Annotated in this window: 19 protein-coding genes and 1 pseudogene; 8 read left to right on the forward strand and 12 right to left on the reverse strand. The window is 63.8% G+C overall.

The annotated features are described in order from the left end of the window. A pseudogene (locus tag ISG32_RS03875) lies at window positions 1-120 on the forward strand (IS5/IS1182 family transposase); the annotation flags it as partial. A gap of 5 nt (window positions 121-125) precedes the next feature. On the opposite strand, the gene ISG32_RS03880 reads toward ISG32_RS03875, so the two are convergent. Further along, window positions 126-611, reverse strand: a complete 486-nt coding sequence (locus ISG32_RS03880) for a DUF4279 domain-containing protein (protein WP_194769740.1) — start codon at window positions 609-611, stop codon at window positions 126-128. Window positions 612-958: 347 nt separating this feature from the next. After that, the gene (locus ISG32_RS03885) at window positions 959-1525 is read right to left on the reverse strand and encodes a TetR/AcrR family transcriptional regulator (RefSeq protein ID WP_194769741.1); all 567 of its coding nucleotides are present in this window, start codon (window positions 1523-1525) and stop codon (window positions 959-961) included. 95 nt (window positions 1526-1620) lie between these two features. Here ISG32_RS03885 and ISG32_RS03890 point away from each other — a divergent pair, with 95 nt between their 5' ends. After that, entirely contained in the window at window positions 1621-2847 is a 1227-nt protein-coding gene (locus ISG32_RS03890) for an MFS transporter (protein WP_194769742.1), read from the forward strand. 21 nt (window positions 2848-2868) lie between these two features. Here ISG32_RS03890 and ISG32_RS03895 read toward each other — a convergent pair whose 3' ends face one another. The 4 genes from ISG32_RS03895 to ISG32_RS03910 all read right to left on the reverse strand — a co-directional run bounded on the left by ISG32_RS03895 (window position 2869) and on the right by ISG32_RS03910 (window position 6373). After that, entirely contained in the window at window positions 2869-3924 is a 1056-nt protein-coding gene (locus tag ISG32_RS03895; protein ID WP_194769743.1) for an adenosine deaminase, read from the reverse strand. Between the two features lie 2 nt (window positions 3925-3926). Then, complete coding sequence (locus tag ISG32_RS03900) at window positions 3927-4910, reverse strand: aromatic ring-hydroxylating dioxygenase subunit alpha (RefSeq protein ID WP_194769744.1); 984 nt, start codon at window positions 4908-4910, stop codon at window positions 3927-3929. Window positions 4911-5082: 172 nt separating this feature from the next. Beyond that, on the reverse strand, window positions 5083-5436 hold the full coding sequence (locus ISG32_RS03905; protein ID WP_194769745.1) for a cupin domain-containing protein: 354 nt from the start codon (window positions 5434-5436) through the stop codon (window positions 5083-5085). Window positions 5437-5569: 133 nt separating this feature from the next. Next, entirely contained in the window at window positions 5570-6373 is an 804-nt protein-coding gene (locus ISG32_RS03910; protein WP_194769746.1) for an IclR family transcriptional regulator, read from the reverse strand. Window positions 6374-6602: 229 nt separating this feature from the next. Between ISG32_RS03910 and ISG32_RS03915 the strand changes: the two genes are divergently transcribed. The 4 genes from ISG32_RS03915 to ISG32_RS03930 are packed head-to-tail and all read left to right on the forward strand — an operon-like array spanning window position 6603 to window position 10144. Then, entirely contained in the window at window positions 6603-7373 is a 771-nt protein-coding gene (locus tag ISG32_RS03915; RefSeq protein WP_194769747.1) for an ABC transporter substrate-binding protein, read from the forward strand. Between the two features lie 25 nt (window positions 7374-7398). Next, window positions 7399-8064 carry an ectoine/hydroxyectoine ABC transporter permease subunit EhuD gene (gene ehuD / locus ISG32_RS03920; protein WP_194769748.1) on the forward strand — a complete coding sequence of 222 codons (666 nt, stop codon included), beginning with the start codon at window positions 7399-7401 and terminating at the stop codon, window positions 8062-8064. Further along, on the forward strand, window positions 8061-8810 hold the full coding sequence (locus ISG32_RS03925) for an amino acid ABC transporter ATP-binding protein (protein WP_194769749.1): 750 nt from the start codon (window positions 8061-8063) through the stop codon (window positions 8808-8810). The genes ehuD and ISG32_RS03925 overlap by 4 nt, the downstream gene beginning before the upstream one ends. Window positions 8811-8821: 11 nt before the next feature. After that, entirely contained in the window at window positions 8822-10144 is a 1323-nt protein-coding gene (locus ISG32_RS03930; RefSeq protein ID WP_407645025.1) for an NAD(P)/FAD-dependent oxidoreductase, read from the forward strand. 71 nt (window positions 10145-10215) lie between these two features. On the opposite strand, the gene ISG32_RS03935 is transcribed toward ISG32_RS03930, so the two are convergent. The 6 genes from ISG32_RS03935 to ISG32_RS03960 all read right to left on the reverse strand — a co-directional run bounded on the left by ISG32_RS03935 (window position 10216) and on the right by ISG32_RS03960 (window position 17700). Continuing rightward, window positions 10216-11376, reverse strand: a complete 1161-nt coding sequence (locus ISG32_RS03935) for a BMP family ABC transporter substrate-binding protein (RefSeq protein ID WP_194769751.1) — start codon at window positions 11374-11376, stop codon at window positions 10216-10218. A 487-nt stretch (window positions 11377-11863) separates the two neighbouring features. Beyond that, window positions 11864-13012 (reverse strand): BMP family ABC transporter substrate-binding protein, encoded by a 1149-nt coding sequence (locus ISG32_RS03940; protein ID WP_194769752.1) that lies wholly within the window; start codon window positions 13010-13012, stop codon window positions 11864-11866. 79 nt (window positions 13013-13091) lie between these two features. Continuing rightward, complete coding sequence (locus tag ISG32_RS03945) at window positions 13092-14012, reverse strand: ABC transporter permease (protein ID WP_194769753.1); 921 nt, start codon at window positions 14010-14012, stop codon at window positions 13092-13094. Beyond that, window positions 14012-15112 carry an ABC transporter permease gene (locus tag ISG32_RS03950; protein ID WP_194769754.1) on the reverse strand — a complete coding sequence of 367 codons (1101 nt, stop codon included), beginning with the start codon at window positions 15110-15112 and terminating at the stop codon, window positions 14012-14014. The genes ISG32_RS03945 and ISG32_RS03950 overlap by 1 nt, the downstream gene beginning before the upstream one ends. Then, window positions 15099-16664, reverse strand: coding sequence for an ABC transporter ATP-binding protein (locus ISG32_RS03955; protein WP_194769755.1), 1566 nt, complete (start codon window positions 16662-16664; stop codon window positions 15099-15101). The genes ISG32_RS03950 and ISG32_RS03955 overlap by 14 nt, the downstream gene beginning before the upstream one ends. A 103-nt stretch (window positions 16665-16767) precedes the next feature. Further along, complete coding sequence (locus ISG32_RS03960) at window positions 16768-17700, reverse strand: LysR family transcriptional regulator (protein WP_194769756.1); 933 nt, start codon at window positions 17698-17700, stop codon at window positions 16768-16770. Between the two features lie 256 nt (window positions 17701-17956). Here ISG32_RS03960 and xdhA point away from each other — a divergent pair, with 256 nt between their 5' ends. After that, the gene (gene xdhA, locus ISG32_RS03965; RefSeq protein ID WP_194769757.1) at window positions 17957-19459 is read left to right on the forward strand and encodes a xanthine dehydrogenase small subunit; all 1503 of its coding nucleotides are present in this window, start codon (window positions 17957-17959) and stop codon (window positions 19457-19459) included. Beyond that, entirely contained in the window at window positions 19456-21789 is a 2334-nt protein-coding gene (gene xdhB, locus ISG32_RS03970) for a xanthine dehydrogenase molybdopterin binding subunit (RefSeq protein WP_194769758.1), read from the forward strand. The genes xdhA and xdhB overlap by 4 nt, the downstream gene beginning before the upstream one ends. Window positions 21790-21845: the final 56 nt, after the last annotated feature.

Genomic DNA, 21845 nt, shown 5'->3' on the forward strand with positions numbered 1-21845 from the left:
TGGTTTGCAGGCTTTGGCAAGCTGCGCATCCGGTTCGAGCGACGCCTTCAGACTCATGAAGCGCTACTGAAACTAGCTGCAGCGATTATCTGCGCGAGGTTTGTTGATCGGTTGTGTTAGCCGCTCTAAACACATGTGAAGTTAAACGCAACTCCGATTTCCAACTCCCGCAATAAGCGCAAAGAATCGGATTTCACCGACAGAAACGGATACGGACTTTCAGAAAAGCACCCCAGAACGACGTGAGCACTTGTAGATTGCGAGATGATTTCGCGAAAATACTCTTTGTGCGGAGCGATGGCATTCCAAAGCCAATCGAGATGCACATCGATATCAGCCTCGCCGTCCAATGGCGACGCCAATATCCATATGTCCTCTAACCAAGTGTTTTTGCCGAATCGTCGTTCGCCCTTACGATGGGCCTGCGTGGGACTCAGCCCAGTGATTCGCGCAATGCTGTCGTGATGCTGACCACACCCCACAATCCGCAAGGCAGCATCAAAGCGATAGAGTCTAGGTGTCCCAGCAAAAGCAGGATTGCGAACCACCTTCTCTCTGCGGCGGACGTAACGCTTGATACGACGTCGAACGGTAGAGGAGATACTGGCCATCAGCTTTCCCAGTTTTGTTTAAGTTCGTGAATCAACAATTCTGACAGCCATGCGTTTTTCGCAACATGTCTTTCCCAAGGAAAAAGGAAACTTGCTGCCAACCTTGTGGACACCAAGCATGGAGTTTGACAGATTTATCAAGTACTGCATCACGCACCCAGCCGCCGGGTTGCAGCTTCTTTCGGATATCAACCAGAAGCGGTCTTCAACTATTTCAGCGTATGCACCATTCCGCATTGTTTGGATCCGAAAAATGGATCATTTGCTGAATTTGCCAATCTGTTCATCAACTGACGTGTGATGCATCTTCTAGAGTGGGTTAGTCTGCTGTCGATTGACACCCACCATCAACTCTTCCCCCCAAACACCCGCCCCACCAACCCCACCGCATACCCCACATCCGGTGTCAGCCCAAACAGCACCCGATAAACAATCGGCGTGACCAGCATGTCGAGCAGCACCTCCACATCCGGCGCTGCTTCGCCACGGGCCTCGGCGCGCGCGGTGATCACGCCCAGCTGTTCGCGCACGATGTTCACGCAGGCGCATGGGATCTGCTCGTTGTGCGAGACGGCGGCCATGTCGTTGAGCATGGTGCGGCCCAGAGGAGAAGCGGACTCTTCCAGAAACTGCTCCGCCCAGGCCTCCAGATCACCGCGCAGGGTGCCGGTGTCGGCGGGTTGGACCGAGGGGCGGATGATTTCAATCGCGACGTCGGCGAGCAACTGCTGCACATCGCCCCACCGGCGGTAGAGCGTGGACGGTGTCACGCCCGCATGGGTGGCGATGAGGGGGAAGCTCAGGTCCTCGCGCGGCATGGTTTCGAGCAGGTCCTTCACGGTCTGGTAGACCGTGGCCTGGATGCGGGCGCTGCGGCCGCCGGGGCGGCTTTGGGATGGGACTTTTGCGGTCATGGTTATTAAAGCTAAAAAATTGCGTTAACGCGACTTCACCTCACAATTCGCTAACGCAAATTTTTCGCATTAATCCTACTCCAAGGCTGTTGACCATGTCATTGTCGCAACATTCCCCCAAGCCCCTCGCCCCCTGGCAAAGTCTCGCGATCCTGTCGTTCGCGCTGGGGACTTTTCTGGCCGCATCGAGCGCGCCGACGCCGCTGTACCGGCTCTATCAGCAGCTGTGGCATTTCTCGCCGGGCATGCTGACCTTCATCTTTGCGATCTATGCGTTCAGTCTGTTGCTGGCGCTGCTGACCACGGGCGCGCTGTCCGATCATCTCGGGCGCAAGCCGGTGATTTTTGCGGCGCTGGCGCTGGAGATTCTCTCGCTCGTCGTGTTCGCACGGGCCGCTGATGTGCAAGCGCTGGTGCTGGCGCGTGTGCTGCAGGGTTTTGCGACCGGCATGGCGAGTGCGGCCATCGGTGCGGCGCTGCTTGATCTGCACCGCGAGCGCGGCACGCTGATTGGAACGATGGCGCCGATGATCGGCATGGCCGCTGGCGCACTGGTGGCCGGGGAGCTTTCGCGCTGGTGGCCGCACGATCTGGGACGGGTGTTCTGGCTGCTGTCGGTGCTGCTGCTGGCCGTGGTGGCTGCGTTGATGGTGATGCCCGAGACGGGCACGCGCCGCGCCGGTGCATTGGCCGCGATGCGCCCCAAGGTGCGCGTGCCGCAGCATCTGCGCGAGGCGTTCTTGCGCGTGCTGCCGATGAGCGTGACGGTGTGGGCGCTGGGTGGTTTCTATCTGTCGCTCGGGCCAACGCTGATCCGCGCGGTCACAGGCTCTGACGTGGCCGCAAGCTTGGCGGTCTGCATCAACACGCTGAGCGCCGCCGCCGCGATCTGGACACTGCGCAGCCGCAGCCCGCGCGCCCTGCTGCAGATCGGCGGCGTGGCGCTGGTGCTGGGTGTCGCGTGCATGCTGGCGGGCACGCACTGGCACAGCCTGCTGCTGATCCTGCTGGCCTCGGTGATCGCGGGCTCGGGCTTTGGCGTGGGGTTTCAGGGCGTGCTGCGCAGCGTGATTCCCAAGGCCGAACCGCACGAACGCGGTGGGTTGATCTCCGCGATCTACATCACGAGCTATCTGGCATTCAGCGTGCCGGCCATTGCGGCGGGCATCGCTGCGGGTCAGTTCGGACTGCTGCCCACGACCTATGCGTATGGTGTTGGATTGATCTTGCTCGGAGCCATCGCGCTGATGGGCACGCGCGAGCGCGTGGCATCGAAGTCGGTATCCGCGCACATCGCTCAGGTCACGCGCCGCGGACGCTGAGCAACACCTGCGCCGACATGATCAGGCCGCCGCAGCCGCCTCCTCAAATGCCTCATCCAACCGCCTCACCCAACGCCCCTTATCCCCCACCGACGCGAAACTGGCGTAAATGCTGTTGAACGCCAGCTGGTAAGCATGCTGCGCCGTAAGCCCCGGCACTTCGGCAAAGAGGCGTGTGAAGTTGGTGTTCATGTAGCCGCCAAAATACGCCGGATCGTCCGAGTTCACCGTGGCGACGAGGCCTGCTTCGAGCAGTTGTTTGATGTTGTGATCGGCCAGCGTGGGGAACACGCAGAGCTTTTCGTTGGACAGCGGGCAGACAGTGAGCGCGATGCGGTCCTTGGCGAGGCGTTGCATGAGTTGCGGGTCGCGCACGGATTGCACGCCGTGGTCTATGCGTTCCACATGCAGCACGTCGAGCGCGCTCCAGATGTATTCCGGCGGGCCTTCCTCACCTGCGTGGGCGACGAGGTGCAGACCCTCTTCCCTTGCCATGGCGAAGACGCGGGCGAACTTTTCGGGCGGGTGGCCGACCTCGCTGCTGTCGAGGCCGACGCCGATGAACTTGTCCTTGTGCGGCAGCGCGGCCTTGAAAGTGGCGATGGCTGCGTCTTCGGACAGGTGCCGCAGAAAGCACAGGATCAGCGCGGCGGAGATGCCCTGCTCGCGCTCGGCGTCCACGCAGGCGCGGTGCAGGCCGTTGATCACCACGTCGATGGGCACGCCCCGGTCGGTGTGGGTCTGCGGGTCGAAGAACATCTCGGTGCGCACGACGTTGTCGGCCACGGCGCGGTCGAGATAGGCGCGCGCCATGTCGTAGAAATCCTGTTCCTTGAGCAGCACGCTCGCACCGGCGTAGTAGATGTCTAGAAAGCTCTGCAGATCGGTGAAGGCATAGGCTCGGCGCAGCGCTTCGACGCTGTCATAGGCGAGCTTGACGCCGTTGCGCTCGGCCAGCGCGAAGATCATTTCAGGCTCCAGCGAACCTTCGATGTGCATGTGCAGTTCGGCCTTGGGCATGGCCTGGAGCAGCGCGGGCAGGCGTGCGGGATCGATCGCGGGAACCTGGAACGACATGATCAGCAAACTCCAAAGGTGATGCCGCTGGCCTTGAGGTAACGGCGGTAGGCGGAGGACATGCGGTCCGCCGCCGAGTGCATTTCCGCACGCGGATCGAGCGGCAGCGCCTTGGGCAATTGTGACTCCAGAACCGGCTGGTCCTGCACAAAAATCGTGTGCTGGAAATCACGCAGTTGCGCGTCGGTCGATTCAAAGTCAGCCACGGCCAGGCGGAACCACACGCGCGACGTATCGGCCGTGAGCGGGCAGATGAACAGGCCAATGGCCTCGCGCCAGCCCTGCTTGGAGCTGCCCTCTTCCGGGATCTTGGTGAGCACCGCCGTGTAGGGAGCGGTTACCTCGTAGGTGTACTCGACCTCGGCGGCCTGCGTGGAATGCAGATTAGACTGCGGCTGCACGGCCTTGCAGCCCGTGGCGAGCACGCCGGTGGCGGTGTTCTCAACCTTGTAGGCCGCCATGGCCGTCGCGTCGCGGCTGCCGAGCCAGCCTTCGTGCACGAATCCAAAGTGCGACATGTCGAGGAAATTCTCGATGATGCGCGGCGCGCTCGCGGCCACGTCGTAAGGGCCGCAGTTCACCTTGCGCAGGTGTTCGTCTTCCTCGCCGACGAAGCGCGGCAGTTCGGTGGCCGACTCACCCTGTTCGAGCCGCACCCAGACGAGACCGTAGGCCTCCTGCACATCGAAGGCCTTCACGCGCTGCGTCGCGGGCGGAACGAAATCGGGCACGGCAGGCACCTTGATGCACTGACCGCCCGACGCGAACTGCCAGCCGTGATACGGACATTCGAGGTGGCCGTTCTCGACACGCCCCATCGACAGGCGCGCGCCGCGATGCGGGCAGCGGTCGACAAAGGCCTGCACGGCTCCTTCGTTGCTGCGCCAGAGAACAACGGGCTGGTCCAGCAGTTGCGCGGACAGCGGTGCGTCTTGCAGCACCTCATGTGATTGCGCGACGGGATGCCAGAGGGTGGTTTCGATCATGGGGAGGGCTACCTGAAATTCTTGTGTGCCAACAAAAAAGCCGCCCTGGGGCGGCTTTGGAGCGTGCTGGCGATCTTACGCCAAGTGGGCGCCCGCTCGCTCGATTCGTACCTTTTGGCCGAGTGCGGCGCTTGGCTGATCGAGAACCGGAAGGGCTCCACTCACAGCCGCCTCACACCATCACATACAGCTTGCGGACCTTCTCGCGAATGTCCCACACGCCGCGGGTGAACGGAGGGAAAAAAAGCGTGTCACCGGCCTTGAACTCGATGGTCGGTTCGTCGTCGGAATCGGGCATGAAGCTGCCCGAGCCTTCGAAGATGTACATCACCTCGCCCGTGTCCACCGCGCGGCGGAACTGGCCTTCCGAGCACTCCCAGAAACCGGTGTCGACGGCAGGACGATCGGTGATCGCCACGTCGAGGGTGCGCAACTGGCAGGCGGGCTCGCTCAGTGGGATCGCCACGGTGCCGCTGCTCACGAGGGACGCGAGGGCTCTGTCGTTGGAAATGACTTGAATGCTCAAAACAGGAACTCCTTTTTTTTCAAAATGTACTCAAGGCATGTTTGCGATTTCATCGCGAGGATTTGCAACGCAGGCAGACCGCCTCTGGCCGCGTCTGCAAGACCGTGTGGAGATCGCCAACATGCTCTTGTGCCTAGTCTAGCGCCCGCACCGAGTTGTTCAGCGAACGCGCACACGCCACCAGCGAGGGACCGAGGCGCTGCTCCGCTTCGGCCAGCGTCCAGCGGCTGGTGGGCGCGACGATATGCACCGCGGCCACCGGGCGGCCGTGGCTCCCGAGCACCGGCGCGCCGAGCGTCATGTCACCAAGGAAAAGCTCCTCGCGGTTGATCGCATAGCCGCGCTCGCGGGCTTCGCGCAGTTCGCGCATCAGCGCCTCTTCATCGGTGATGGTGAAGCGCGTGTGCGCCACGCGCTCGCTCTCACGGATGAGCGCGAGCGCTTCCTCGTCAGGCAAGGCGCTGAGCCACGCGCGCCCCGATGCGGTGCAGTACATGGGGATGCGGGAGCCGATCGGCATATGCACCGGCACGAACTGCGCGCTCACGAAGCGGGCAACGTAGACCATCTCGAGCCCATCGGCCTCGGTGAGACAGGCGGTTTCGGTGGTCGCATTGGTCAGCTCAGAGAGATAGGGGTTGGCCAGATCGATGATGGGATTGGCCGCCAGGTAGTTGAAGCCGATGCGCATGACGCGCGGCGTGAGCTGGTAGCGCCGCGTCTTGGGGTGCTTGCGCACGAAGCCCAGACTCTCGAGAGTGAACACCATCCGCTGCGCGGAGCTCTTGCTGATGCCGGCAGCCTCGGCCAGATCGGCCAGCGTCATGCTGCGCCGCTGCGCGCTGAAGGCGCACAGCACTGCCAGCCCCTTCTCCAGAGACTGGTTGAACAGCGGATTCACGTCTTCCTCGGACGCGGTCAGGGTCGCATTGGTCATGGGATGCGAGTGTATATCCACATCGAAAATATCGAATATCGATACATGAGAATCTAATAGTGGTTATTACCTATTCATAAATGAGTTCCAAAAATCGATGATTGCACGGTTCTTGCTCAGTTGTCCGAGCGGCAACTCCAAAGGCAAGTTCGCCCGGAAGTCCGCACCCGACTGGTGAATCGCCAATGGTTCATCACCTTCCCTTTCAGCTTGTCCAAGGAGTCTTCACATGCCATCCTTCATCCGTTCCACTCTGCGTCTCGCACTCGGGCTCTGCCTTGCCTCCACGTTCAGCTTCGCCAGCGCACAAGGCGCCGCACCCGCGAGCTACAACGTCGGCGCGACCGCCACCGGCATTCCATTCACCTTTCTGGACATCAAGAGCAACAGCATTCAGGGCATGATGGTCGATACCGCGCAGGCGGTGGCCAAGGCCGGTGGCTTTCAGGTCACGGTGCAGCAGACGGTTTTCTCCGCGCTGATTCCGTCGCTCACCTCGAACAAGATCGACATCATCTCGGCCGCGATGCTCAAGACCGCCGCACGCCAGCAGGTGGTGGAGTTCAGCGAGCCGGTCTATTCATATGGCGAAGGCCTGATGGTCAAGGCCGACGACAACCGCAACTACCCCACGCTCGATGAGCTCAAGGGCGAAGTCGTTGGTGCGCAGGTCGGCACCGTCTTCGTGGACATGCTCCAGAAGAAAGGCATCTTCAAGGAAGTGCGCACGTATGACTCCGTGGCCGACATGTCGCGCGATCTGGCGCTCGGCCGCATCAAGGCCGCCGTCGGCGACCAGCCCATCATGGTCTACCAGATCAGCCAGAAGGCCTTCCAGGGCGTGAAGATGGCCAACGGCTACCAGTCCACCAACGTGAGCGACGTCTGCCTCATCGTGCGCAAGGGCGACACCGAAACGCTGAACCGACTGAACAAGGCCATCGCCACCATCAAGTCCGATGGCACGCTGGCCCAGATCGTGAAGAAATGGGGCATCTGACGTCCGCTGACGACTGCGCCATTCCATGCAAGATTTCATACAACACGCACGCGACTTCCTGCCGATCCTGCTGCAGGGAGCGGTCGTCACGGTGCAGGTCACCGTGCTGTCGTTCCTGCTGTCCAGCGTGATCGGTCTGGTGCTCGCACTGGGCAAGCTCTCGCCGATCAAGGCGGTGTCGATGGTGTCCTCGGCCATCATCAACATCATCCGCGGGCTGCCCATCATCGTGCAGCTGTTCTACATCTACTTCGTGCTGCCGGACTTCGGCATCCAGCTCAGCGCCTTCCAGGCCGGCGTGATCGGTCTGGGCATCGCGTACTCGGCCTATCAGGCCGAGAACTTCCGCGCGGGCATCGAAGCCGTCGATCCCGGCCAGCGCGAAGCCGCGCTCGCCATGGGCATGCGCCCGGCCATGCTGATGCGCCGCGTGATCCTGCCGCAGGCGTTTCGCATCGCGCTGCCGCCCTACGGCAACACGCTGGTCATGATGCTCAAGGACTCGTCCCTGGTCTCCACCATCACCGTGGCCGAGATGACGCGCGCCGGTCAGCTGATCGCCTCCTCGACGTTCCAGAACATGACCGTCTACACGCTCGTGGCCCTGCTCTATCTGGCGATGAGCCTGCCGCTGGTGGGCATGCTGCGCCGTCTTGAAAAGCGATTTGGCGCGGGGAAGAGAAAGCCATGATCGAGATAAAACATCTGGAAAAATCCTACGGCGATCACCGCGTTCTGCATGACGTGAGTCTGAACGTGCAACGCGGCGAAGTGGTCTGCCTGATCGGGCCTTCGGGCTCGGGCAAGTCGACGGTGCTGCGCTGCATCAACGGCCTCGAGACCTATCAGGGCGGCGAGGTGCGCGCGTTCGGCGAATTGGTCAACAGCGCTGCCAGCAACATCCACCTGCTGCGCCGCCGCATGGGCATGGTGTTCCAGCGGTTCAATCTGTTCCCGCACCGCACGGTGCTCGAGAACGTGATGGAGGGGCCCTTGCAGGTTCTGCGCGAGCCCAAGGACAAGGTGCGCGAGGAGGCCATGGAACTGCTGCGCAAGGTGGGGCTCGGCGAGAAGTCGCACGCCATGCCGCCGCAGCTCTCGGGCGGTCAACAGCAGCGCGTGGCGATCGCCCGTGCGCTCGCGATGAAGCCGGAGGCCATGCTGTTCGACGAACCCACGTCCGCGCTCGACCCCGAACTGGTCGGCGATGTGCTCGAGGTGATGCGCCAGCTCGCCAACGAAGGCATGACGATGATCGTCGTGACCCACGAAATGGGCTTCGCCCGCGAAGTGGCCGACCGCGTGTGCTTTCTGCACAGCGGCAACATCGTCGAAGAAGGCCCGGCATCGCAGGTGCTCGGCGCGCCCACGCATGCACGCACGCAGGACTTTCTGCGCCGCGTGCTGCACGCCCCCATCGGGAAGGTGGCGACATGACAGCGGCGCCGATGACAGCGCACATTGCGCCGGACCGCTCCGTGCGGTCCGTGTCCTCGCATCCCACGGCCGATTCGCTTTGGGCCGCCACTGCGCCCGCAGCGCCCGACACGCCCGCACTGGCCGAGTCCATCAGCACCGACGTGCTGGTGATCGGCGCGGGCTACACCGGCCTGTCGACCGCGCTGCATCTGGCCGGCACGGGCGCGAGTGTCTGCGTGGTCGATGCGCACGCGCCGGGCTGGGGCGCCTCGGGCCGCAACGGCGGACAGGTCAACCCCACACTCAAATACGACCCCGACGAACTGGTCCGCATGTTCGGCGCAGAACAGGGCGAGACGCTGATCGAGACCGTCTCGGCATCGGGCGATCTGGTGTTCGACCTGATCGCCAGACACCGGATCGACTGCGCTCCGGTGCGTGCCGGGTGGCTCCAGGTGGGCTACACCGAAGAGGCCGTCGCAGGCATGCATGCGCGTGCGCGGCAATGGGAAAAGCGCGGCGTGGCGGTCGAAATGCTGGGCCGCGCCGAACTCGCCCAACGCATGGGCACCAACACCTTCGCCGGTGGCTGGCTTGATGGACGCGCCGGAGGCATCCAGCCTCTGGCCTACGCACGCGGCCTCGCACGCGCGGCACTGGCACAGGGCGTGCGCGTGCACGGGCAGACGCCGATCTCCGCTCTCGAGCGCCACGGAAGCCACTGGATCGCCACCACCGCCAATGGTCTGCAGATCAAGGCTCAGCAGGTCGTCATCGGCACCAACGGCTACACCGACGGCCTCTGGCCCGGTCTGGCGCGCACGGTGCTCGCGGCCAACAGCTTCATCGTGGCGACCAAGCCGCTGGGCTCCAAGGGCGCGGGCATTCTCGACAAAGGCGAGACCGGCTCCACCTCGCAGCGCCTGCTGCTGTACTTCCGCAAGGATGCCCAGGGCAGACTGCTGATGGGCGGACGCGGGCACTTCGCCGACCCGCAAGGCGCGCCTGATTTTGCGCATCTTGAGCGCTCGCTCGAACTGATGTTCCCGCAACTGGGCAAGGTGGAATATGAATACCGCTGGGCCGGCCGCATCGCCGTCACCCGCGACTTCATGCCGCACATCCACCAGCCCGCCCCCGGCATCACCATGGCCGTGGGCTACAACGGCCGCGGCATCGCGCTCGCGACCTGCATGGGCAAGCACGTGGCAGCGCTGCTCGATGGCAAGAGCGCGCAGTCCTGCCCGTTCCCAATCTCGACCATCCAGCCCATTCCGATGCATGGACTGCAGCGTTTCTACATCGCGGCGGGCGTGGCCTGGTACAGCCTGCTGGATCGCATGGGGAAGTGATCGATCTCGCACTCCTGAAAAACAAAAAGGCCGCTTGTGAAAGCGGCCTTTTTCATGGAGGGCAGTAAGAATTACTTGCCGCCTGGCACCTTGCCTTCCACGCCCTTGACGTAGAAGTTCACGCCCTTGAGGAACGCGTCATCGGCCACGGTGCCTGCAGCGACCAGGTCCTTGCCGTCCTGACCGGCGATCGGGCCCTTCCAGATGCTGAACGAGCCGTCGGCCAGACCCTTCTTCACTTCTTCGACCTTGGCCTTCACGTCGGCTGGAATGTCTTCAGCCATCGAGACCATGTCGATCGCGCCTTCCTTCACGCCCCACCACGATTGCTGGGTGGCCCACTTGCCCTCCAGTGCTTCCTTGGTGGTCTTGATGTAGTAGCCGGCGGGATTGAAGATGGCCGAGCCGAGGTGGGCCTTGGGGCCGTAGGCGGTCATGTCGGAATCCCAGCCGAAGGCGCGCTTGCCCTTTTCCTCGGCGGTCTTGAGCACGGCGGCGGAGTCGGTGTTCTGGAACAGGATGTCGGCACCGCCGTTGATCAGCGAGGTCGCGGCTTCGGTTTCCTTGGGTGGCGCGAACCACTCGTTCACCCACACGACCTTGGTCTTGATCTTGGGGTTCATCGACTGCGCGCCCAGCGTGAAGCTGTTGATGTTGCGCAGCACTTCAGGGATCGGCACCGAGCCCACCACGCCCAGCGTGTTCGACTTGGTCATCGCGCCCGCGATGATGCCCGCGAGGTAGGCGCCTTCGTACGTGCGGAAGTCATAGGTGGCGGAGTTCGGTCCGCTCTTGTAGCCGGTAGCGTGCTCCCACTTCACGTCGGGGAACTCGGGCGCCAGCTTCTGGATGACGTCCATGTAGCCAAACGTCGTGCCGAAGATCAGCTTGTTGCCCTGCGAGGCCATGTCGCGCAGCACGCGCTCGGCATCCGCGCCTTCGGGCACGCTCTCCACGAACGTGGTCTTGATCTTGTCGCCGAATTCCTTCTCCAGCGCCTTGCGGGCACCGTCGTGCGCGAAGGTGTAGCCACCGTCACCCACAGGGCCCACATAGGCGAACGCGATCTTCAGTGGCTCAGGTGCCGCAGGGGCCGGTGCGGCCGCAGCAGGCGCCGGAGCCGGTGCGGGCGCGGGAGCTTCTTCCTTCTTGCCACAGCCAACCATCGCGGCGGCCGCCACTGCGGACAGCGCAGCAACCTTGATCAAAGAGCGTTTTTGGAGATCCGTCATGTGAGATTCCTCTGTTGAATGAATAGTGGGAAAGCGCAAAAACCGACGAGCCAATCGATCAGGCAACCAACACCTGCGTCAGGCCAGCGTTCGAGGCGTGTTGCAAATATATGCACAAATCGGGCCAAGCTCACGAAATATGAAGGAATTTTGACCGCCTGTTGTTTACAAGCGAGCAAAAAGCCCTGCACCTTCCCCGCCCCCGCCAGCCGGAGCGAGCTCAGGAAGCGCAAAGAGCGAACACCCCACAACCCCAACGCCAAGACAGCCCCTCAGGCTAGGCGTCTCACGCGCAGACAGTACTCTCGTACGGCAAGCGTGAGCAACGACGCATGAGGGGCTGTATTGGCGCCCCCAAACGACCTGCCATCGAAGCCAGACAGGCTTCACAAACCACAAAAACAAAAACGAAAAAGGCCTTCATCCACCCTCCCCCGCAAGCAAGCCAACGGGAGAGGAAAAGAGAAAGGCCTTTCCAGGCAGAAAATTACTTCGCGCCTGGAACGGTCCCTTCAATACCGTTCACGTAGAAGTTGATGCCGCGAAGGAACGCATCATCACCCACGGTGCCGGAGGTGAGCACTTCCTTGCCCGTGTTGTCCTTGATCGGACCGGTCCACACGGCAAACGACCCATCCTTCAAGCCCGCGCGCGCCTTCTCGACCTTGTCCTTGATTTCCTGCGGCACGTCGTCGGCGATCTTCTTCAGGTCGATCGCGCCTTCCTTCACGCCCCACCAGAAATTGCCGGTCTGCCACTTGCCGGCCAGCTTGTCTTCCACAACCTTGGTGTAGTACGGAGCCCAGTCGATCACTGCAGAGCCCAGATGCGCCTTCGGTGCGAACGCGCTCATGTCGCCGTCCTTGCCGAATGCGCGCGCGCCGCGCTCTTCCGCGGTCTTGAGCACTGCGGGCGAGTTGGTGTTCTGGTACATCACGTCGACGCCGCCGTTGATCAGGCTGGTCGCGGCTTCGGATTCCTTGGGTGGCGCGAACCATTCGTTCACCCACACGACCTTGGCCTTGATGCTCGGGTCCACGCTCTGCGCGCCGAGCACGAAGCTGTTGATGTTGCGCACCACTTCCGGGATCGGCACCGAGGCGACCACACCCACGGTCTTGGTCTTGGTCATCGCGCCGGCGACGATGCCGGCGAGGTATGCGCCTTCAAACGTCTTGGTGTCGTACACCGCGACGTTGTCGGCCGTCTTGTAGCCGGTGGCGTGTTCGAAATTCACGTCCTTCAGATCGCCCGCAACCTTCTGCACGAACTCCTGGTAGCCGAAGCTGGTCGCGAAAACCAGCTTGTTGCCCTGACCCACCATGTCGCGCATCACGCGCTCGGCGTCGGCCGATTCGGGCACGCTCTCGACCATCGACGTCTCGATCTTGTCGCCGAACTTCTCCTGAATCGCCTTGCGGCCCAGCTCGTGCTGGAAGGTCCAGCCGCCGTCGCCGATGGGGCTCACGTACATGAAGCCGATCTTCAGCTTGTCGGCTGCAGGCGCTGGCGCCGCGGCCGGAGCCGGAGCTGGCGCGGGGGCCTCTTCCTTCTTGCCGCAGGCGGTCAGGGCGGCGACGGACACGGCCGACAGGCCGATCATCTTGATCAGAGCACGCTTGCTCACATTGCGCATGGGTGAATCCTTCATTTCAAAAATGGCTGACAACAAAAAACGGAACCGCGAGATGGGTTTGTAGTACTTGATTGTTCACTCACGACCCGGGATAGAAAGGCTTGCCGAGTGACGCGGGCATGTTCGCGCGGATCCAGGTGGGGTTTCGCGAGATCAGCACCAGCACCACGATGGTGGCCAGATACGGCAGCATCGACAGCACCTGGCTGGGCACCTGCACGCCCGTGGCCTGCAGATGGAACTGCAGCATGGTCACGCCGCCGAACAGATAGGCGCCCAGCAGCACGCGCGCGGGCCGCCATGTGGCGAACGTGGTGAGCGCCAAGGCGATCCAGCCGCGACCGGAGACCATGCCCTCGACCCACAGCGGCGTGTAGACCGTCGAAATGTAGGCACCCGCCAGACCGCACATCGCGCCGCCAAACATCACCGCCATCAGGCGGATGCGGCGCACCGGGTAACCCAGCGCGTGCGCCGAGCTCGGCGACTCGCCCACCGCGCGCAGCACCAGCCCGGCGCGGGTACGGTAGAGAAACCAGATCATCGCGAACACCAGCACGACGGTGATGTACACGAGCGGATGCAGCGTGAACAGCGCCTGGCCGACGACGGGCAGATCGGCAAGGCCGGGAATTGCGTACTTGGGCAGCTCGGGGAGGCGGGCCTGCACGTAGTTCAGGCCGATGAAGGCCGAGAAGCCCGTGCCGAACAGCGACAGCGCAAGCCCCGTCGCATACTGGTTGGTGTTCAGCCAGATCACCAGCAGGCCGAACACGCCCGCGAGCAAGGCGCCCACCAGCATGCCCGCACCAAAACCGACCCAGGTACTGCCGGTGTGCACCACCGTGGCGAAGCCCGCGATGGCGGCGCACAGCATCATGCCCTCGGCACCGAGATTGACGATGCCCGACTTCTCGTTGATCAGCAGGCCCAGCGCGGCAAGCGCCAGCACGGTGCCCGCGCTGAGCGTGGAGCCCAGCAGCAATGCATACGATTCCATCACTGGCCTCCCTTCACTGCGGCAGCAGGCGCTGCCTTGGAGCCGGACGAAACCCAGCGCACGCGATAGGCCACCAGCGTGTCGCACGCCAGCAGCGTGAACAGCAGCAGGCCCTGGAACACGCCGGTCAGCGACTTGGGCAGACCCAGTCGCGACTGGGCGAGTTCACCGCCGATATAGAACATGCTCATGAGAATCGCGGAAAAAATCATGCCGACCGGATGCAGTCGGCCCACAAAGGCCACGATGATCGCGGCAAAACCGTAGCCCGCAGGCACATAGGGCGTGAGCTGGCCGAGCGGCCCGGCCACCTCGAGCGCACCGGCCAGACCGGCCGTCGCACCCGAAATCAGCAGCGCCGTCCACAGCGCGCGGCGCGAGGAAAAGCCCGCATAGCGTGCTGCCGCCGGAGCGATGCCGCCGACCTGCAGCGCAAAGCCCGCACGCGTGCGGAACAGAAACACCCACAGCAGCGCCGCGCCCACCAGCGCGATGACCACGCCGATGTTCATGCGCAGTCCCTGCACGAGCTTGGGGATCTGCGTGACGCGCTCGAAGGCCTTGGTCTGCGGGAAGTTGTAGCCCATCGGGTCCTTCCACGGACCGTAGACCAGATAGCCGAGGAACAACGTGGCGACGTACACCAGCATCAGGCTGACCAGAATCTCGTTGGCGTTGAACCTGTCACGCAGCAGCGCGACGATGCCCGCCCACACCATGCCGCCAAGCATGCCGGCGATCAGGATCGCGGGCACGATCCACGGGCCGGTGGTCTTGTCGGCCAGCAGCGCGATGCCGCCTGCGGCCACCGCGCCAACGACGAACTGCCCTTCCGCGCCGATGTTCCATACATTGGAGCGAAAGCACACGGCCAGCCCCAGCGCGATCAGCAGCAGCGGCGTGGCCTTCATCGTGAGCTCGGCGAGCGCATAGCCCGACTTGATCGGCTCCCAGAAGAAGGCCTGCAGGCCGCGCACCGGGTCCTTGCCCAGCAGCGCGAACAGGCACACGCCGATCACCACGGTGATGGCAAGCGCCAGAATCGGCGAGCCGTAGGTCCAGTGTTTGGATGGCTGCGGACGTTGCTCAAGCTTGAACATGTTCGCCTCCCGCCTTGACGGCATTCGCGTCCCAGAGGCCGCTCATCCACTCGCCAATCAGTTGCACGGTCGCATCCTGACGGGCGATCGAGGGCGACAGCTGCCCCTTGGCCACCACATGCAGGCGGTCACAGATCTCAAACAATTCGTCCAACTCCTCGCTGAGCACCAGCACGGCGCAACCAGCGTCTCTCAATGCCAGGATCTCGCCGTGGATCTGCGCCGCAGCGCCCACGTCCACACCCCAGGTGGGCTGCGAGATGATCAGCAGACTGGGCTGCGCGTCGATCTCGCGGCCCACGATGAATTTCTGCAGGTTGCCGCCCGACAGCGACTGCGCCGCCGCCTGCGGCCCGCCCGCCTTCACGTTGAAGCGCGAGATGATGTCGCGCGCCTGCTGCTGCAGCACGCCCATGCGGATCCAGCCACCCTTGCCGAGCGCCGTCTTGCGGGTGAGCAGCAGGTTGTGCGCGAGGCTCATGCTCGGCACCGCGCCGCGTCCCAGGCGCTCTTCCGGCACAAAGTGCAGGCCCAGCGCGCGGCGCTTGCCCGGGCCCATGCGGCCCGCGTCCTTGCCCGAGACCTGCACCATGGCGGGCTCGGCGCGCGTGTCTTCGCCCGACAGTGCGTAGAGCAGCTCGCGCTGCCCGTTGCCGGACACGCCCGCGATGCCGACCACCTCGCCTTCGCGCACCTGAAAGTCAATGCCCTGCAGGTCGATGCCGAACTGGTCGAGCCGCGGCAGGCTGAGCCGCTGCACCTTGAGCACGACGGGGCCGACGTTGGGCTGGCGATGTTCGAGCTTGGGCGGCTCCGAGCCGATCATCATGCGCGAGAGCGAGGCATTGGTTTCCTGGGACGGATTGCACACGCCCGTCACCACCCCGCCGCGCAGCACCGTGCAGGCCGTGCACAGCGAGCGGATTTCATGCAGCTTGTGGCTGATGTAGAGAATCGAGCAGCCCTCGCTGGCCAGACGCCTGAGCACGATGAACAGCTTTTCGACGGCCTGCGGCGTGAGCACCGACGTGGGCTCGTCCAGGATCAGCACGCGTGGCTTGGTCAGCAGCGCGCGGATGATTTCGACGCGCTGCATCTCGCCCACGGAGAGCGTATGCACGGGACGGTGGGGGTCGACCTCGAGGCCGTACTCGCGCGCGGTAGCGTCCACCTGCTGGATGACCTCGGAAAGCGGAATGCTCTTGTCAAGGCCCAGCCAGACGTTCTCGGCCACGGTCAGCGTGTCGAACAGGCTGAAATGCTGGAACACCATGGCGATGCCGAGCGCCCGCGCCTCCTGCGGATTGCGGATCTGCACCGGCTTGCCGTCGACGACGATGCGGCCCTCGTCGGGCTTGACCGCGCCGTAGATGATCTTCATGAGCGTGGACTTGCCAGCGCCGTTCTCGCCCAAAATGGCGTGGACTTCTCCCGGAAGCACCGTCAGCGATACCCCATTATTCGCAACGACCGCAGGGTATCGCTTGGTAATACCCACCAGTTCCAGTCTTGGCACTGATGTGGGTGAAAAATTCTGTTCGGACAAAGTCATACAGCGAGATTGTCTCAAAGTTGTGAATGGTTATGCATCGAAACAGGCATTCCATGCACTGCCGACATGCACTGACTGCTACGAGTTTTTCCGCCGTTGCGCCTCATGACCTGCGCAGCGACAGCACCACCTCGCGAACGGTGTTGCGCAGCCAGATGGCCGCCGCCGAATGATGAGATCGGGAGTGCCATAGCTGGTAATAGTGAAGGGGTTGGAACGCGACCGGGCACGGCAGGATGGTGACCGGCAGCCGGCTCTCGAAGCGCTGACAGAACTGCCGGCCCGTGGTCAGCACCAGCAGACTGGTGGCGACGATGTCGGGAATCAGGCTGAAATGCGCGCAGCGCGCGGCGACGTTGCGGGTGAGACCGAGCTCGTCGAGCTGCAGATCGATCACGCCCTTGGCGCCGGGATAGGTGGGCGTGGGCGCGATGTGCTCGGCGCTCAGCCAGCCGTCGCGGTCCCAGCCCCGGCGCACCACCGGGTGGTCGTTCGAGACCATGCAGACCACCTCGTCAGAAAACAGGCGCCCCAGATGCAGCTCATCGGGGGGCTTGGGCCAATTGGCGATGACCAGATCGACGTCGCCCTGCGCGAGATGCGCCTGGTAATGCACATCCGCCGACAGCGGCAGCACCTCGATGGGGCACAGCGGCGCCTGGGCCTTGATGCGGGCGACGAGGCGCGGCAGGAACAGCGGGTCCAGATAATCATTGGCCATCACGCGGAAGGTGCGCGTGGCGGTGCGGGGATCGAAGCCGCGCGCATCGGAGAACAGCGCCTCGGCCGAGCGCAGGATGTTCGCGGCGGGGTCCACCATGCGCAGCGCCGTGTCGGTGGGCAGCATGCTCACGCCCGAGCGCACCAGCAGCGGATCGCCCGACAGATCGCGCAATCGCTTGAGTGCAGCCGAGACCGCTGGCTGGTGCATGCCCAGACGGATCGCTGCTTTGGAGACGCTTCGTTCAATCAGCACGGTATGAAGGACCCTGATGAGATGGAGGTCTATCTTGTCGAAAAGGTTTTGTTCTCTCATACGTGGAGCCGCATTCACGCCATACGCAATGGCTTATATTGAGGGTGTCGGAGCGGCGCGGGTGCGATGGCTCCGACACCCTGCAAGCAAGATGCGAGCCGCATGCACCCTGCGTTGTGCGCCAATGTGGGGACACGTTCCACTGGCATTCATAGTGTTGCAGACATTGGCGGTATATCGCCACTCATATATATACCGAGCCGTTCCGCAATTACCCTTATGGCATTGCCTACTCAAGCACGACAGATTCGCCCTTATGAGCTCTACCCGTCCCTTGCGTTTTGTCCGTCGCGGCCAGGTCGTGACATTGAATGGCGTAGCGCCCGATCGCACGCTGCTGGAAGTGCTGCGTGAAGACCTGGGCTGCTTGGGCACCAAGGAAGGCTGCGGCGAAGGCGACTGCGGTGCCTGCACCGTGGTGCTCGGCCGCGAACGCGAGGGTGCGGTGCACTACCAGTCGGTCAACAGCTGCATTCGCCTTGCGCACTCGGTTGACGGCATGGCGCTGTGGACGGTCGAGGACCTCGCCGCCGACCCGCTGATCCAGCCCTCTGAAAAATCCTCGAGCGACCTGCACCCGGCGCAGCAGGCCATGGTGAACTGCCACGGCTCGCAATGCGGCTTCTGCACGCCCGGCTTCGTGATGAGCATGTTCGGCATGTACCAGAACCACGTCTGCAAGGGCGAGACCATCACGCGCGAACTCGCGGCCGAAGAGCTGTCCGGCAACCTCTGCCGCTGCACCGGCTACCGCCCGATCTTCGATGCCGCCCAGAACATGGCCGAGCTGCCGCGCATGCAGGTCAACGAGCCGGAGCTGCTCAAGCAGCTTCACGCGCTGAACACGACCCACGCGACGAGCGACGCGGCCTATCTTGCGCCGGTCACGCTCAATGAACTGCTGCAGGCGCGCGCAGCGCACCCCGATGCGCTGGTGGCCGCCGGCACGACCGACGTGGGCCTGTGGATCACCAAGATGCACAAGCAGTACGCGCAGATTCTGGATGTGACCCGCGCCGAAGAGCTGCGCCGCATCACCTCCGACGCCAAGCAGATCCACATCGGCGCGGCCGTCTCGCTGACCGATGCGTTCGACGCGCTGGTGCAGCACTGGCCGCAGCTCAAGCGCTTCGCCACGCGCTTTGCGGGCATGCCGGTGCGCAACTCCGGCACGCTGGGCGGCAACGTCGCCAACGGCTCGCCGATCGGCGATTCCATGCCGCTGCTGATCGCTCTGGGCGCAAGCATCACTCTGGCCAGCGTGCGCGGGGAACGCAGTGTCGCGCTGGAAGATTTCTACACAGGCTACCGCAAGAATCTGCTCGCGCCCGACGAGCTGCTCACCGCCATCCACGTGCCGCTGCCGGTACCCAACCAACGGCTCGCGGCCTATAAGATTTCCAAGCGCTTTGATGACGACATCTCGGCGGTCTGCCTCGTCATTCAAATGCAGATCGACAACGGCGTGATCCGCCAGGCACGCATCGGCGCGGGCGGCGTGGCCGCCACCCCGGCGCGCGCGGTGCAGACCGAGACGCGGCTGAACGGACAGGTCTGGAGCGAGGCGTTGGCCACGCAGGCCGGCCAGTCGCTGCAGGCGGAGTTCAACCCCATCAGCGACATGCGCGCGAGCAGGGCCTACCGCCGCGAAATGCTCGGAGCCCTGTTCCAGCGCTTCTGGCTGGAGACATCGGGAGCCGCGACGCAGGGCTCCATTCACTCGCTTGCCACACTGCAACCGCTGGAGGTGCAGCCATGAACACACGCGCCAACGCATCCGAGCTCGACACCGCGCAACCCGCCGTCGGCTCGTCGCACTTTCATGAAAGCGCGCGCGCGCAAGTCGCGGGCGCGGTCAGCTACATCGACGACATCCCCGAGATCAAGGGCACGCTGTACGCCGCGCCGATTCTCTCGAACGTCGCGCATGGCACGCTCGACAGCGTGGACGCGAGCGCCGCACTGGCCATGCCGGGCGTGCGCGATGTCGTGCTGTCCAAGGACATCCCCGGCGACAAGATCCTCGCCGCGTTCGCGCACGACGAGCCGGTCTTCGCCATCGACACCGTGCAGTTCGTCGGTCAGGTGATCGGCCTCGTCATCGCCGAAACCGTGATGCAGGCACGCCGCGCCGCGCGCGCCGTCAAGCTGGAGATCACGCCGTTGCCAGCCATTCTGACCGTGGCCGATGCGCTCAACGCGCAGAACTACGTGCTGCCGCCAGTCCACGTGCGACGCGGCGATGCGGCTGCGGCGCTGGGCTCGGCCAAGCACCGGCTGCAAGGCAGTTTCGAGGTCGGCGGCCAGGAGCACTTCTATCTGGAAGGTCAGATCGCCTATGCGCTGCCGCTCGAACAAAAGCAGTGGTGGATCTACTCGAGCACCCAGCATCCGGGCGAAGTGCAGCACTGGGTGTCGCACGCGCTGGGGCTGGAGAACAATGCGGTGCGCGTCGAATGCCGCCGCATGGGCGGTGGCTTCGGCGGCAAGGAAACGCAGGCCGGCCACCTCGCCGTCTGGGCCGCCGTCGCCGCCAACAAGACCGGCAAGCCAGTGAAGCTGCGCCTCGACCGCGACGAGGATTTCATGGTCACCGGCAAACGCCACCCCTTCGCGTATGAGTACGACGTGAGCTTTGACGACACCGGCCGCATCACCGGACTCCAACTCCAGCTCGCGGCCAACTGCGGCTTCAGCGCCGACCTCTCCGGCCCCGTGGCCGACCGCGCGGTCTTCCACAGCGACAACGCCTACTTCCTCGAAGACGTGGACATCGCCTCGTTCCGCTGCAAGACGAACACGCAGAGCCACACCGCCTTCCGGGGCTTCGGCGGGCCGCAGGGCGTGATCGTGATCGAGTCCATCATGGGCGACATCGCACGCGCGCTGAACAAGGATGCGCTCGACGTGCGCATGCGCAACCTCTACGGCATCGACGAACGCAACGTCACCCACTACCAGATGAAGGTGGAAGACAACATCCTGCACGCGCTCCTGCCGCAGTTGGAAGCGACGTCCAACTACCGCAAGCGCCAGCAGGCCGTGGCCGACTGGAACGCGGGCAATGCGGTGATCAAGCGCGGACTGGCGATCACGCCGGTCAAGTTCGGCATCAGTTTCACCGCCACGCTGTTCAATCAGGCCGGTGCGCTCGTGCATGTCTACACCGACGGCAGCGTGCAGGTGAACCATGGCGGCACCGAAATGGGCCAGGGCCTGCACACCAAGGTCGCGCAGATCGTGGCCGACGAACTGGGCGTGCCGTTCGAGCGCGTGATCGTCACCGCAAGCGACACCAGCAAGATCCCCAATGCCAGCGCCACCGCGGCCTCGGCGGGCACCGACCTCAACGGCCGCGCCGCCCAGTTCGCCGCCCGCAACATCCGCGACAACCTGGCCTCCTACGTCTGCGGCCTCGACGCCGTCGGCGCGGGCGCGGTGCAATTCGCCGACGGCAAGATCATCACGCCCAAGCGCACGCGCGACTGGAACGATGTCGTCAAGGAAGCCTACGCCAACCGCATCCAACTGTGGAGCGACGGCTTCTACCGCACGCCCAAGATCCACTACGACAAGACCACCCTCACCGGCCGCCCGTTCTACTATTTCGCCTACGGCGCCGCCTGCACCGAGGTCGCCATCGACACCCTCACCGGCGAATCACGCGTACTCGCCGTGGACATCCTCCACGACGTGGGCCGCAGCATCAACCCCGCCATCGACAAGGGCCAGATCGAAGGCGGCTTCGTCCAGGGCATGGGCTGGCTCACCACCGAACAGCTCGTATGGAACGACAACGGCCTGCTCACGACGCACGCCCCCAGCACCTACAAGATCCCCGCGACGGGCGACATCCCGCAGCATCTCAAGGTCGATTTCTGGCACGAAGCCAACCGCGAAGACAACGTGGGCGGCAGCAAGGCCGTGGGCGAGCCGCCGTTCATGCTGGCGATCAGCGTGTATGAGGCGATGCGCGACGCCATTGCGGCGGCGCGCAAGGGTGTGGGTGTGGATGAGCAGGAGCCGGTGACGCTCTCAGCCCCCGCCACGGCGGAGAATGTGTTGCGGGCTCTCGGCAAGCTGAGCTGAGGGAGACGCTCAGGCCATCGACCAAGATTCGCACCTTCGTCGAAGGCACAGATCAC

The organism is Diaphorobacter caeni (assembly GCF_015354245.1).
Classification (GTDB): domain Bacteria; phylum Pseudomonadota; class Gammaproteobacteria; order Burkholderiales; family Burkholderiaceae_C; genus Diaphorobacter_A; species Diaphorobacter_A caeni.